15 protein-coding genes are annotated in these 13,435 nt (G+C 68.4%); 7 read left to right on the top strand and 8 right to left on the bottom strand.

The genetic code is table 11. From position 1 onward, the window contains the following. Window positions 1-35 precede the first annotated feature (35 nt). From OG381_RS03735 to OG381_RS03710, 6 genes are all read right to left on the bottom strand, one after another. Complete coding sequence (locus OG381_RS03735) at window positions 36-1,334, bottom strand: MFS transporter (protein ID WP_327714636.1); 1,299 nt, start codon at window positions 1,332-1,334, stop codon at window positions 36-38. Then, on the bottom strand, window positions 1,331-1,870 hold the full coding sequence (locus tag OG381_RS03730; RefSeq protein ID WP_327714635.1) for an ArsR/SmtB family transcription factor: 540 nt from the start codon (window positions 1,868-1,870) through the stop codon (window positions 1,331-1,333). Before OG381_RS03730 ends, OG381_RS03735 begins: the two co-directional genes overlap by 4 nt. 300 nt (window positions 1,871-2,170) lie before the next feature. Beyond that, window positions 2,171-2,599: a VOC family protein gene (locus OG381_RS03725; RefSeq protein ID WP_327714634.1), complete on the bottom strand. Its 429-nt coding sequence runs from the start codon at window positions 2,597-2,599 to the stop codon at window positions 2,171-2,173. A gap of 373 nt (window positions 2,600-2,972) precedes the next feature. Beyond that, window positions 2,973-3,218, bottom strand: a complete 246-nt coding sequence (locus OG381_RS03720; RefSeq protein ID WP_327714633.1) for a hypothetical protein — start codon at window positions 3,216-3,218, stop codon at window positions 2,973-2,975. Between the two features lie 188 nt (window positions 3,219-3,406). Then, window positions 3,407-3,883: a hypothetical protein gene (locus OG381_RS03715; protein ID WP_327714632.1), complete on the bottom strand. Its 477-nt coding sequence runs from the start codon at window positions 3,881-3,883 to the stop codon at window positions 3,407-3,409. A 110-nt stretch (window positions 3,884-3,993) separates the two neighbouring features. Further along, the gene (locus tag OG381_RS03710) at window positions 3,994-4,917 is read right to left on the bottom strand and encodes a hypothetical protein (protein WP_327714631.1); all 924 of its coding nucleotides are present in this window, start codon (window positions 4,915-4,917) and stop codon (window positions 3,994-3,996) included. 154 nt (window positions 4,918-5,071) lie between these two features. Between OG381_RS03710 and OG381_RS03705 the strand changes: the two genes are divergently transcribed. Both OG381_RS03705 and OG381_RS03700 read left to right on the top strand, forming a co-directional pair. Beyond that, the gene (locus tag OG381_RS03705) at window positions 5,072-5,443 is read left to right on the top strand and encodes a hypothetical protein (RefSeq protein ID WP_327714630.1); all 372 of its coding nucleotides are present in this window, start codon (window positions 5,072-5,074) and stop codon (window positions 5,441-5,443) included. 339 nt (window positions 5,444-5,782) lie between these two features. Then, complete coding sequence (locus OG381_RS03700) at window positions 5,783-6,463, top strand: hypothetical protein (RefSeq protein ID WP_327714629.1); 681 nt, start codon at window positions 5,783-5,785, stop codon at window positions 6,461-6,463. An 18-nt stretch (window positions 6,464-6,481) separates the two neighbouring features. Here the strand turns inward: OG381_RS03700 and OG381_RS03695 are convergent, their stop codons facing one another. Continuing rightward, complete coding sequence (locus OG381_RS03695) at window positions 6,482-6,958, bottom strand: MarR family winged helix-turn-helix transcriptional regulator (protein WP_327714628.1); 477 nt, start codon at window positions 6,956-6,958, stop codon at window positions 6,482-6,484. A gap of 62 nt (window positions 6,959-7,020) precedes the next feature. Here OG381_RS03695 and OG381_RS03690 point away from each other — a divergent pair, with 62 nt between their 5' ends. Beyond that, window positions 7,021-7,389 carry a VOC family protein gene (locus OG381_RS03690; protein ID WP_327714627.1) on the top strand — a complete coding sequence of 123 codons (369 nt, stop codon included), beginning with the start codon at window positions 7,021-7,023 and terminating at the stop codon, window positions 7,387-7,389. A gap of 60 nt (window positions 7,390-7,449) precedes the next feature. On the opposite strand, the gene OG381_RS03685 is transcribed toward OG381_RS03690, so the two are convergent. After that, complete coding sequence (locus OG381_RS03685) at window positions 7,450-9,333, bottom strand: ABC transporter ATP-binding protein (RefSeq protein ID WP_327714626.1); 1,884 nt, start codon at window positions 9,331-9,333, stop codon at window positions 7,450-7,452. Between the two features lie 288 nt (window positions 9,334-9,621). Here OG381_RS03685 and OG381_RS03680 point away from each other — a divergent pair, with 288 nt between their 5' ends. The 4 genes from OG381_RS03680 to OG381_RS03665 all read left to right on the top strand — a co-directional run bounded on the left by OG381_RS03680 (window position 9,622) and on the right by OG381_RS03665 (window position 13,404). After that, window positions 9,622-10,470, top strand: a complete 849-nt coding sequence (locus OG381_RS03680) for a calcium-binding protein (RefSeq protein WP_327714625.1) — start codon at window positions 9,622-9,624, stop codon at window positions 10,468-10,470. A 78-nt stretch (window positions 10,471-10,548) separates the two neighbouring features. After that, a complete protein-coding gene (locus tag OG381_RS03675) occupies window positions 10,549-11,157 on the top strand; it encodes a 3'-5' exonuclease (protein WP_327714624.1) in 609 nt (202 codons plus the stop codon). Window positions 11,158-11,197: 40 nt separating this feature from the next. After that, the gene (locus tag OG381_RS03670; protein ID WP_327714623.1) at window positions 11,198-12,706 is read left to right on the top strand and encodes a DUF4246 domain-containing protein; all 1,509 of its coding nucleotides are present in this window, start codon (window positions 11,198-11,200) and stop codon (window positions 12,704-12,706) included. Between the two features lie 272 nt (window positions 12,707-12,978). Then, window positions 12,979-13,404, top strand: coding sequence for a DUF6003 family protein (locus OG381_RS03665; RefSeq protein ID WP_327714622.1), 426 nt, complete (start codon window positions 12,979-12,981; stop codon window positions 13,402-13,404). Window positions 13,405-13,435 lie beyond the last annotated feature (31 nt).

Here is a 13,435-nt window from a genome sequence, read left to right as displayed (position 1 = left end):
GCACCCGACATCTGTCGACGCCTTCCCGGCAGGCTTCACAACACGTCGGACGCACTTTGCCGGGCGGGCTGCTGCTTGGTTGCCCGGTCAGCTGGGCCGTCGGCCGGGGCGGCGGCGCGCAGGGCCGCTTCGACCCGGCGGTTGCTGGTCATGGATGCCGTGACGGCCGTCATCGTCAGGAGGAGGCCGGCGGCGGCGTAGAGCGGGGTGCGGATGTCGTAGGTGGTGGCAAGCCAGCCGCCGAGGAAGGCCCCGATGGGGGCGGCGCACATGGCCAGCATGCGGGAGGTGGAGGCGACCCGGCCCATGAGGTGGGCGGGGACGATCGCCTGCCGGAGGGAGGGTGCGAGGACCATGGTGGCTCCCATGCCGACCCCGCAGACGGCGAGCGCGAGCCCGGCCACGTACGGGTTCGGGGCGGCGGCCAGGCCCAGGATGGCCAGCCCTTCGACGGCGGCCGTGCAGGTCAGCGCGGTGCCGGTGCCGAGTCGTCGGCCGAGGTAGGAGGCGATGCCTGCGCCGAGAAGACCGCCGGTGGCCTCCGCCGTGAGGAGCAGGCCGAAGCCGTAGGTGTCGATGCCGAGGCGGTCGTGCGCGAAGAGGGCGAGGACGGTCTCCACGGCGAGGAAGGCGACGTTCCCGACCGCCGGGCGGAGCGCGAGTCCGAGCAGCACCCGGTCCCGGAAGACGTACGAGGCGCCGGCCCGCGCTTGCCGAAGCAGCGACTCGCGGACTTCCGGCACGGGCCGGGGCATGGCGGGCAGCGTACGGACGAGCAGCGCGGAGAACAGGAAGGACACCGCGTCGGCGAGCAGTGGAACCGCCCGGCCGAGCGCGAGCAGCGCACTGCCGGCAGGCGGTCCCGCGAAACCGGACATGGCGGTCTGGGCTCCGCGCAGGCGGGAGTTGGCGCGCTCCAGGAGTGCGGGGTCGCGGCGGAGCAGATCCGGCAGGTAGGCCGTGGCGGCCGTATCGAAGAAGAGCCCGCCGAGGCCGAGCAGGAAGGCGACGGCCGCGAGCAGCGCAATGCTCAGCGCGTCGAGCGCGGCTGCCGCCGCCGGTATCGCGAGCAGCGCCGCACGCGACGCGTCCGCGACCCACATCGTGCGTCGGCGGTCCCAGCGGTCCACCAGGGCACCGCCGAGCACCCCGAAGAGCAGCCACGGCAGCGTGCCGGCGGCCGTGACGACGGCGAGTGCCATCGGATCCCGCGTCAGCGTCAACGCGATCAGCGGCAGTGCGGCGTGCGACACCCCGTCACCGAGCGAGGAGATGGTCTGCGCGGTCCACAGCCGTCCGAACCCGGTCGGCAACTTCCGAGCGGTTGAGGTCACTTGGCACCCCCCTCGGCCTGCTCGCGCGGTGCCGGACGGAACAGTGCGAAGACGAGTGACGCGTCCGGCAGCGACGGATCGGACAGCGCCTGGAACTCATCCGCCAGTTCCTCCAGCCGCGCCCCCAACTGCGCGAACTGCTCCTCGGTGAGCCGCAGATGAGCCATCCGTACGTGCCGCTCGCCGTCCACCGGCGACGCCTCCAGGTCCGCCACCGCATGGCGCATCAGCACATCCGGCCCTCCCTCGCCCGGATCCGGCAGCTCGATCGACCGCGCGGCCATCGCGTAGTACCGCTCGGTGACACCGCGTACCTTCCGCGTCCGTACCACCTTCACCAGGCCGGCCCGTTCCAGCAGCCGTATGTGATAGCTGGAGCTCCCCTTCGCGAGACCCACTCGCTCGGCGATCTGCGTGATCGTCGCGGGCTCGAAGCGGAGCGCCGCCATGATCCGGTGGCGGGTCAGATTGGAGACCGCGCGCAATTGTTCGTCAGTGGTGACGTGAAACGTCTCGGGGAGGTCATCGGCAGGCATGCGAGCAATGGTCAACGTTTCTTGACCATTGCGCAAGGGGATTCCACGGGTTTTCCAGAGACTGCTGTCCGAGCCCGGGCGACCTTCCGTCGAAGCGGCCCAACTCCGCTGCCGACCAAGGCCCATGACGACCAGTCGGAAGTCGGCGCAAGGCAGGGCGGCTTGTGTGAACCCGGTTTGAGGTGAATCCGCTCGGCAAGCGGCTCCCCGGCACCTCGCCGCCCCAAGTGTTCGCTCGGGGCGGGAAGTTGGGGAGCCGCTCAGTGTGCGAACCCGACGGGGCAGCCGCCCTGCGGCTTGCTAGGGGCGGACGTACGGCACAGTCATGATCTCCATGTTGTGGCCGCTCGGGTCGTCGAAATAGGCACCGCGTCCGCCGAAGAGGCGGTTGATCTGGCCGGGTTCGGTGTGGCGGGGGTCGGCGTAGTAGGTGACCCCCACCGCCTCCAGGCGGGCGATCACGGCGTCGAAGTGCTCGTCAGGCACGAGGAACGCGTAGTGCTGCGGCTGGATCGGCTCGTCGCGCTTCTCGTAGTAGTCGAGTGTCACGCCGTTGCCCAAGTCGACGGGCAGGAACGGCCCGAAGGGCGCGCCGACCTTCAAACCCAGGATCGCGGCGATGAACTCTGCTGACAGGCGCCGGTCCGTGGCGAAGACGGCGGTGTGGTTCAGTTGGACGGCGTTGGCCGACAGCTCAGCTTCGCGCTGGCGCTGCTCATCATGTGGCATGTGTGGACGGGTCTCCGGGTCTCGGTTCCACTGTTGAGCGCCGCGTGTGGGGCGCTGGAAGGAAAGACAAGGAGACGTCGGCGGGGCTCTTGCCCGCCTCGCACTCACGCCGAGGCCGGGGGCCTCACTCGTGTATGGCCCATGGCCGACCCGGCAGTCACATGATCGACCCTAACGCCCCGCCACATACCGTGGCAACGCTCGCCGCCACTGCCAGGGCCGGAGGGCTGCCAGTCGAGAAGTCCCAGCACCCGCACGTGTGAGCCCTGTCCATCACACGTTGAGGCAGCGGAAAATCATCGCGGTGACGGTGCGCCGGCGCTGCAGTGGCGGCCGAGCCCGAGGCTGCTTCTCTCGCCGAACGGGGAGGCCGTCAGTGCTTCCGAAGCTGCGCCGGGCCCCCGTGCCGCCAGTCGGGCCACGGGTTCTCCCACGTGGCGCCCTCTTCGGGCGGCTGCCTCACCGGAAGCCCCGCAGCCAGGAACGCCCGATGGCCGTCGGCGAACTCGAAGCCGTAATCCGCCTCGATACGACGGAACTCGGCGTCGGTCAATCCGGGCTCGATTTCACAGCGGTTGGCGGCGGCGAGCAGGTTCGCGGCATCCCGTCTCAGCGGCATCTCAGCTCGCCGAGCAGCTCATTCGGAAGTGGGCGGACACGGTGTGACGGGAGAAGGCGGATGTGAGCGGGCCATCAACTGCTGCACGCAGTGCGATGGCCCACCCGTTCACCTGTGCACGCGGCGGGGACGGCCCCGGAGGCGCGCGTCAGTGCCCTTCCGGTGCGGGATGCCGGAAGCGAGCTCGGTCAGGTGAGCCAGCTGTTCGTGGCGCACCCGGTGCTCTGCACCCACCGGTGGGAGGAGATGTGGTTGGGGACGCTGCCGCTGGTGTACCTGTTGTCGGTCACGTCGTCTGCATACAGCTCGTACGGTGAGAGGCAGACATATCCGTGCTCGGCGGCGTAGTTGAGCCCCAGGTAGAAGGCGACGACGTCGTTGCCGCCGATCGTGCCGTTGTTCGCGACGGACTTGGGCTGGCTCCAGTCGTCGCCCTGGAAGGGCCCCGAGCCGTCGCTCCAGTCGGGGTCGTTGCCGGGGGTGACGCCCAGGAGCGTGCCCGTGCAGTCGAACCCGTTCCAGGCGCGGACGTTGCCGTCGCGGCCGTGGCTGCCCCACTCCGCATCGCAGTACTGGCCCTGCTGCGCCGCATGGGCGGATGTGGGGACGGCGAGACCGAGGGCCATGAGGCCCGTGGCCGCGATGGCCGTGGTCAGCTTGCGCATGTGTACTCCTGTTGTCTGTGTCGTGGGAGGTGTGCTGATCCACGGTGGTGACCATGGACGTGGGTGTCGCGATCGTGCGCTGTCGTCACGGGAGGACCTGAACGGAGCTCTCACGTGCGCGGTTCGACGACCTTCTTGGCGCGGGCGAGCGCCTGGAGCTGGAGGCGCGCGTAGGTGTCGAGGTCGTTGCCGTACCGGTCGCGAAGCTTGTTGACGTAATGGGTCTCGCGTTCGTTCCCGATGGACCGGAGCGAGGTGTTCTTCGCACACGCCGCATCGGCGACGGCGAGCTTGCGTTCTGTCTCGAATGCCTTGCCGGGGCCCGCCTTCAGGCCCAGCTCGACGGCTGCCTGACGGGCCTCTTGCGGAGTGCGGTACGAGTGGCCGGAACGTGCCATGCACTGGGACCAGGAAGCCAGCGCCGAAGCGAAGCGCTTGTCGGCCATCACCTGGGGGACGTAGAGGGGTTGCAGACCCATCGCCGTCTTCTCCGCGCGGAACCAGGCCACCCGGTCCCCGTAGAGGTGTTTCTCCGCCTCTGCCACGCAACCGCCCACTCGCTTGCGGACTGTCCCGCCGGTGGGCACCTCGGCCGTGATGACGGGGGCGTCGATGCCTTCGTCCAGGGCCCTGTCGTATGCCGCACGCCGCTCATCGGAGAGGCCGGCGCGGTAGGCGACGTTCCTGTTGGTCAGCCGGGCGCGTTCGTGCTTGGCGTCAATGCGGCTGCCGTAGCCGTGTTTGTCCGCCCAGGCGACGTCGTCCGTGACCCAGCCGAGCGTGCGGCTTTCCTCCAGGCTCAGCCGCTCCGCCTCCCAGAAGTCGAAGCCCTTGCGCGTCATGCAGCGTTTGATCAACCGCTGTTGGGCATCAGCGATACGCAGTTGCTCGGCGTCGGTCAGCTCGCGCGGTCGCGTGCTTGCGGCCGAGGTTCCCCGATCCGTCCCGGAGGGCTTCTCGTCCTGCTTCTGCGGGCCGCATCCCGCCGTGACAACACCCAGAGCCGCCGTCACGACGAGCGCGGCAGCGCCCATGCGCTTCATCAAAATCCACTTCCCCCGATGCGGGCGCGTCGTCCCGGCCCGCGGTTGACCTGCGGACCGAGAGCAACGTACGCGCCAGTGCGCCGCCTGCCGTCCTGACATCTGTCAGGACCACAAGGGCGCGACGCCGGGGCAGCGCGAGGTGATGTCAGCGAGCTCCGTGGAGGAGGAGGCCGGTACGTCCCGGGGGCGACCGGAATCAGTGGGCCGGCTGCCGGGCTTCTCGCTCTATGGCGGAGGCCGGTTCATCGTTCCCGGAGAGCCGGCCGGAGCACTCCAGACGGCCCGCGAATTCCCGCTCCCGGGCCCGCAGTACGAGAAGGTCGAGGCGGATGCCCGGGCAGTGGGCCCCGGCCGGGCCCGGACCTACGAGGACTCCGGCAGTACCGACGCCTCACTGTTGCGAGTGGCACTGCGGACGACGGAGGGTGTGCGGACCACTCGGATCACCGCTCCGGAGGCGGGCGGGACGGGCTCGCGCCCGACAGCGCTGCGGTGCTGGCCACCAGCGGAGTGAGCGCGGGATCGGCCGCGGCCACGCCGTGGCCCCTGCACCCGCTCTCCGAAGGCACGTGGACCCGTGAGGAAAGTGCACCGTCCTGACCGGTCAGGCGCTGACACAGGCTCAGCGTCTCGCCCGAGACACACGCAAGGACTGCCGCTGGACCAGCGGGGGCAGCCTCTACGCGGTGTCCTTCCGGCCCCTGCTGCCCGACGAGCACACCTGCCGGGACCTCAACGTCCGCTGACCCCCCGACCGGCGACAGCAAGAGGGCGGGGCCGTACCCGATACGGATCCCGGTAAGACCCCCTCGGCGTCGCCGGGACTGTCAGACCCCTGATGTTGGATGAAGGCATGACCATTCACCGTGTTGCCCGGCGGCTGCCCGAGATTTCCGAGCTGCGCGATCACTGCCGTTCGATGGCGATGCTGGAAGCGATACTCAGCCCGGAATGGGCCGACCGGTACTACTCCTTCGACGCGCACTGGTCCGCCGGAGAGGAGATGGCCTCGATGCGCAACGGATCGGGCGACGAGTTCTCCATCGTCTTCTCGGACGCCGGCGCCTACATCCGCGGGTTCGCGCACGAGTCGCCCATGAGCCCCTACGCCAATGACGGGCCGTGGCCAGGTGTCCTGGACGACGTCCCGGACGTCTTCCGTTCCTGCGTCGAAGAGCCCGCGTTCGCGGACGAGGACGGAATGCCTGCCGTGACCGCCTGCGCGTGGCGAGAGCGGGGCGATGGCGATTGGAAGGCGGGCACGATCGAGTTCCCTGACGACGGTGCCGGCGATCCGGATGGCTCCGAGAACCTGTTCGGACTCCTCGTCGACCGGGCTCCGGAAGCATTCCAGCGCTTCGCCGAGGACTACTACGAAATCCCGGTTCCCCTCGCGGCCATTCAGCACGTGTTCGCACAGCGTCCTCTGACGAGCGAGGTGGTTGCGGCCTTGAATCCGGAGGTGGCGTTGGACGCCCTGGCAAAGGACACGGCCGAGATCGGCTACCCGACAGGCGACCGCGCCGACACCTGATACCGGAAGAGCAACTGCCTACGGCTGCGTGGGACGCGGGGCATCCTCGTTGTCCCCGCGCAGAGAACGGATCATGCTCTGCAGGATCCGGAAGGCCTCTGACTGTTCGGTCTCGGTCAGGCCGCCCTGCATTCTGGCCTCGACGGACCGGACGGCCGCGCTCGCCTTTTCGAGGCTTCGGCGGCCGCGAGGCGTGAGCCGCGTGGGAAGCACCTTCCCGACGGCCGCCTCCGCGGGTCTGGTCACGTAGCCGTCTCGTTCCAGGGACTGGAGCAGCACGTTCATCGTCTGCCGTGTCACGAACGCGCCCCGCGCGAGCTCGGAGTTCGACAAGCCCGGTCGTTGTGCCAGCAGCTCGAGGCAGGAGTAGTGCGTCACGCTCATCCCGAGCGGCCGCAGCACTTCCTCCATGGCCGCGCGGAGGGCGCTCGAGGCTTCTTTGAGCAGGTAGCCCAGGGACGTCTCCAGGTCGACGCCGACACCTTCTTGACTCATGTCAGTATTCTGACATACGTTCCGGCGTGTCAGAAAACTGACACAAAAGAAGGAGTTCCACCATGCCCGCCACCGGCCCCGACTTCATCTCGCTCCAAGTGCGCGACCTCGACGCGTCACAAGCGTTCTACGAGCAGTACCTGGGCCTCGTCCGCTCGCCGGCCGGGCCTCCGCACGCCGTCGTCTTCGAGACGAAGCCGATCGCGTTCGCCCTGCGCGACGTCATTCCCGGCACCGACCTCGCATCCGTCGCGCAGCCCGGCATCGGTGCCGCGATCTGGCTCCACGCCACCGACGTCCAGGCCATCCACGACGCGCTCGTCGCCGACGGCCACACCATCGCCTCCGCACCGATCGACGGCCCCTTCGGCCGGACCTTCACCTTCGCCGACCCCGACGGCTACCAGGTCACCCTCCACGACCGCGCCTGATCGACCAGGCGCGGCAGGGTGATCATCAGAGGCTGCGTCCTGATCGTTCCGTGTTGCTGGTCACGCGGTCTTGGTCCCCGCGGGCGAGGGCAGCGCAGGGCCCTCGTGCGGCGTTGGGACCGCCGCCTGGTCCGGAGTGGAGTTCTGCTGGTCGCTCTCACCGAGGAAGCCGCCCGACTGGTGTTGCCAGAGCCTGGCGTAGGCACCCTGTGCCGTGAGCAGCTCTTCGTGGGAGCCCTGTTCGATCACCCTCCCGTGGTCCAGGACGACGAGACGGTCCATGCCCGCCACGGTGCTCAGCCGGTGGGCGACCACGAGCGCCGTGCGCCCCTTCATCAGCCGCCACAACGCGTCCTGCACGAGGATCTCGCTCTCCGAGTCCAGGGCGCTGGTCGCTTCGTCGAGCAGGAGGACCGGCGCGTCCCGCAGGATGGCGCGGGCCAGGGCGACGCGCTGGCGCTGGCCGCCGGAGAGCTTCACGCCTCGCTCGCCCACCAGTGTCCGGAAGCCTTCGGGGAGCTGTTCGGCGAATTCCGTGACGTGCGCCGCCTCGGCCGCCGCGAGGATCTCCTCGTCCGACGCGCCGGGCCGGGCGAAGGCGATGTTGTCCCGCAACGTGCGGTGGAACATGGCGGGTTCCTGCGGGACGTAGGCGATCAGTGACCGCAGATCACTCTGCCGCAGGCGGCTGATGTCCTGGCCGCCGATCAGGATGCGTCCGCCGTTGACGTCTGACATCCGCAGCAGGAGGCGCGTCAGGGTGGTCTTGCCGCCGCCGGACCGGCCGACCAGCCCGATCCGTGCACCCGCCGCCACGTCCAGGTCGAGCCCCTCGAAGATCGGTGCCGCGCCCGCGTGGGCGAACGTGACCTTGTCGAAGCGGACACCGGAGTCACGCGGCGCGAGCGGCTCCGGCGACGGAGGGTCGAGCACGGTGGGCGGGTCCAGCAGCAGCTCCGTGAACTGCGCCGCCTCGGTCATCGAGCTTTCCAGGCGCCGGTAGATCTGGTTGAACTCGAACATGATCTCGGTCGCCTGGGAGTAGTAGGTGAAGGCGACAACAACCCCCTCCACCCCCAGCCCCGGACCGCCGAAGGCGATCGCCACCACCAGCCCCAGCACATTGGTGGCCACGGACAGCGGCGCGATCACGGTGTCGACGCGCAGGTTGCCGTAGTCCCACGACCGCAGCGTCAGCCGACGGGACTCCGCGACCCGGCTGCGGTGCTCGGCGCCTTCGCGCCGTTCGGCCGCGAACGCCCGGATGGTCTCCATGTTCATGAGGCTGTCGGCGACATGGCCGGAGACACGGGCGATCGCCGCCTCCCGTTCGTTCACCAGCCGTTGCCGACGCCGGATCAGCGGGGTCGCGGCCACCAGGGTCAGAGCCATCATCACCAGCAGGCCGGCGACCAGCATCGGCGAGTAGGTCCACAGCACCGCGGCACCGAACAGCAACGGCACCAGACTGCCGACGATCCGGTACGTCATCGTGTCGATGAAGTCCTCGAATCGCTTGCCGTAACTCAGGACCCGCTTGGTGAGGGAGCCGGCGAAGTTGTCGTGGAAGAACGCCGCGTCCTTGGCCAGGAGTTCGTCCATGCCGTCGACGTACAGGTGCTCCATGCCGAGCGCCGCCACCCGGTTCAGACAGTGCTGCCCGACCCGCCACACGGCCTCGGAGGCCAGCAGCGTCACCCCGAACCCCAGCACGTACGGCGACGCGGAGTCGAGGGTGAGGCCACCGTCCGTGGCGGCCTGTCCCGCCAGCTTGGCGATCAGCAAGGGGGCGACGTAGCGGATGCCGATGTTGCCCAGGGCCGGCAGCAGCAGCGCGGGCAGCGCCAGCCACCGTAGGCGCAGGAGTTCACGGTTGTAGTGGCGCAGCGCCAGCAGGACCGCACTCCTGCCCGGCGCGGAGCCGTACGTGTCAGAGGTGCCCATCACACTCCCGGGGGTGAGGAAGCGGGCAGTGTCCCGTCGAACAAGGTTCTCAGTCCATGCATTTACGGCGGAGCGGTGATAATCGGACACTTCGGTGCCGGTTTCGGTGGCACCAGTCCGCTCTGCCGTACGGGTTCCGATCCAGGGCAACGATCGGGGCGGTTCGGTAGTCGTAGAAGGCGACATGCACCAGCCCGCTGTGCCCGCCGCCAACTGCCCTCGTCCTGCGAACGGTTGGGTGCGTGGCGCGTCGCCCGTGGAGGAATCATGAGCCGTTACGTCCCACCGATGGGCGACAGACAAGTCGACGCGCGCGAGGCCTCCCCGGCCGCCCGAGCCACGCGCGCCTCGTGGCGCAAGCCCGTCAGGAGCGCGGCACGGCGAGGAGCCGTGATGGGAGCCGTCGCCGTAGTGGTGGTGGGGGCGGGAGCTTCGGCTGATGCCACGTCCGCTACCTCGCGCAGTGAGCCGGCGGTCAGCGGCGCCGTCATCAACTCGGGGCATGACGTCATCGTGGGGATCACACGCGACGTGGTCTTCCCGGTCACGGTCACCGGATCGGACGACTCCGGGCTCTCCTTTGTCGACGTGGACCTGAAAGGACCTCACGGCGGCTTCTACACCACCGACGCGTTCTGCGAGACCGCGACGGACTGCACGGCGGTGTTCACCGTCAACGCCCACCTGTCTCCCGGCAGCGACGACCCGGTGGACCTGGCCAACGCCAACGCGGGAACCTGGTCGGTGGACGCCTTGGTCGACGCCAACGACGGCGATTCCGTCTATTCCCCCGGCGTAGCGTCGTTCGCCCTCAAGCGTGCTGCGCAGCTGACAGTCAACGCGGCACCGGAACCGGTCGCAAAGGGCGCGCAGATCACCGTCACCGGCAAGCTCGTGCGGGCCAACTGGGACACCTACCGGTATGCGGGATACGCGGGCCGGGCGGTGAAACTGCAGTTCCGCCCCAAGGGCAGCAGCACCTACGCCACGGTGGCCACGGTGAACACCAGCAGTACGGGCACCCTGCGCACCACCGTCAAAGCGGTCAAGGACGGCTACTGGCGATGGAACTTCACCGGCTCGGCCACCACCGGGCCCGCCAAGGCAGCCGGCGACTTCGTCGACGTACGGCCCTGAACGGGCGAGCGGCAGCGACGGTGCGGGCGGGTGGAAATCGAGGTGCCCGAACCGGGCGCGCATCCTTACTCTCGGCCCATGCCCCACGAACCGTCGCTGCTGAACGTCATTGATGTCGAGGCCACCTGCTGGGACGGGCAGCCACCGCCCGGCTCTGTGAACGAGATCATCGAGATCGGTCTCACCGTCGTGGATGTGTCGGCACGGCGCCGCGTGTCCCGGCACCGCGTCCTGGTCCGCCCTGTCCGGTCGGCGGTGAGCGACTTCTGCACCGAACTGACCGGACTGACGCAAGCTGAGGTGGAACGGGGCGTCACCTTCGCCGAGGCATGCCGGATCCTCGTCGAGGAGTACGAGGCCGGGAAGCGCCCCTGGGCGAGCTGGGGCGAGTACGACCGTCGGCAATTCGCTCGGCAGAGTCGGGCCGACGGGGTGGCCTACCCGTTCGGCTATCCGACGGAACGCACCCACACCAACGCCAAGGCGGTATTTGCCGCGGCGTACGGGCTGCGCAAGAAGCCGGGTATGGATCACGCTCTACAGATCGCCGGACTGCCGCTCGAGGGGCGCCATCACCGAGGCGAGGACGACGCATGGAACATCGCGGCGCTCGTCCTCGATCTGTTGGACCGCGGGGCCTGGCCAGTGACTTGCGGGGCATCTCCTCGTGTCAGTCCCCTCAAGTAGTCTTCCGGCCACCACTCACCTACTGGGAAGACACAGAGACTTGACTGACCTGTCTGCTTTTCCGTTGCCTTTTCACGCTTCCCGGTCCATAGCCTTCGCGACACCCCGCACACTGCGAGAACGTCAGATGATGGAGTGCAGCTCGCAGATTCGGGCGAAGCCGCGCTGGGTCGACAAGATGAACGACCCCGACATCGCCGCCAGATGGACGCGAGAGGCGATGGCCCAGGGGCTCACCGAAGCACAGGTGCAGTACGTGCTGGCTGAACTTCGGCATTACGCCGCGCTGCGAGACGTGCGATCCGGCATCGAGGTGTCCGCCGTCGATGGAGTGTGGCAGTCGGACACGCTTGTCGACGACAAGCTCAGATCGCGGCTGCGCGAGGCGGTGCAGCCTCTGGAGCAGGTCCCCGAGGCAGAACAGGACTGGCATCCCGGATCCGACGGCCTCGTACTGGATCTGGTTCACCCCTCACTGTTCTGCCTGGTGAGAGGGGTCAGCGAGGCGCCCGAGCGGGCTTGGCGCAATCCGACGGACCGATACTCGAAGTACGAGTTCTCGGAGAAGTTCCAGTGGCTGCCCACGGACGTGGACGTCAGTGACGACGGCTCAGTCGCTTTCCGTTCGTACGTCAACAACGTGCATCCCGAGGCGCATCGCGAACTCGTCTCCGTGCTACCCGACTTGTTCGCTCGCTTCCGCCCGCTCTGGGAGAACGTTCTGACCGACCTGCGGCATCCGCGACCGGTGCGGATCGAGGCCGATCCGTACGGTTGGTACGACTCGGAGCCCGAATACCCGGACAAGTCCCGCTACAGCGATGACGAGGCGTACGCCGAAGCCCTCCAGGCGTGGGAAGCAGCCCACGATTCCTGGTGGGAAGACCGCCGGCCGGTCATCCCGGATGCCTCTGTGTTCACCCCGCCCGCGATGCCCGACGCGTCCGCCCGAGTCGACCTGCGTGGCCGCTCTCTCCAGGTCATCGTCAAGATTGCCGCTATTCATCTGACCCCGGACAAACCTGAGTACCCCGGCGGATCCTGGCATGTCGAGGGGATGATGAACGAGCGGATCGTCTCGACCGGCATCTACTACTGGGACAGCGAGAACATCACCGAAAGCCACCTGAGTTTCCGGGCGGCACTCGACGACCCGAGCTACGAGCAGAACGACGACAACGGTCTGCGCGAGGTCTACGGCCTCGAGGACGAAGACGCACTGAACCAGGTTCTGGGATCGGCATCGACCCCGGCGGGACGCTGCCTTGCCTTCCCGAACGTCCTGCAACACCGCGTCGGTTCATTCCGCCTCACGGACCCAACCCGCCCGGGCTATCGCAAGATTCTCGCGTTCTTCCTGGTCGATCCGTCAGAAAAGATCGTCTCGACATCCGATGTGCCACCGCAGCAACCCTGGTCCGACTCCTCGACCATGACGCTTGAACAGGCCAATGAGTACCGCGACCAGCTCATGCAAGAACGCAAGTTCTTCGTCGACGAGCACAACGAACAGCTCTACGAACGAGAATTCTCGCTCTGCGAGCACTGAGCCTCTTCGAAAGCCTGTCGGGCACGGCCGTGTTCGGGCAGCCCGGGATGCGTGACCGTACCCGTCTGCTCACGATGCGAAGCCGAGGTTGTGCACAGGGGCGACGGCCCGGACCGTGTGGTGGAGGCCGTCGCCCAGCGTGCGAGTCCGCCGCGGTCGGTCCGGCCACCCGTGCGGGGGAGTAGTTGGATGCCCTGGGATCGAAGTGCCTTCCGGGGGTATTGGCATCACGTTCGTGTTCATGCTTCGTTGCGAAGGTGGGTGCCAAGGCCATGGCCGACGATGCTCTGTTGTTCGTTCTCCCCGAGCGCCATCCGCGTCTGGGCGCGGCTCTGGCCGCTGTCGGCGACCTGGAGTGCACCGAGACCCCTGCGGTGCGGGGGTGGCTTGATGCGCACGGGGTTCCCGCGACCTCCGAGTGCGTCAGGATCGTCCCGGCCGGAGCCGAGGTGCTCATCCCGGAGGAGGCGGAGCGGCTGCCGGTGCCCCTGACGCAGGAGGAGACGATGCGGGTGGAGCACGCCTGCGCGCCGCAATCCGTGACGGACATGGAGTCCGAACTGCTCAACTTCCGCGACACCACCCAGGACTGGCAGTCCCTGGTCCACCGGGCGCTCACGTCCGGGATCCCCGCGGCGCGTATCGCCCAACTCACCGGTCTGGACCCGCGGGACATCGGCCAGGCTGTGCAGGGCTGAGCTGTAGGGCTCTGGGGCCAGTTTCCTTTGG

The organism is Streptomyces sp. NBC_00490 (genome assembly GCF_036013645.1).
In the GTDB taxonomy this organism is placed as follows: Bacteria; Actinomycetota; Actinomycetes; order Streptomycetales; family Streptomycetaceae; genus Streptomyces; species Streptomyces canus_F.
This window is presented reverse-complemented; position numbering and strand designations above follow the sequence as displayed.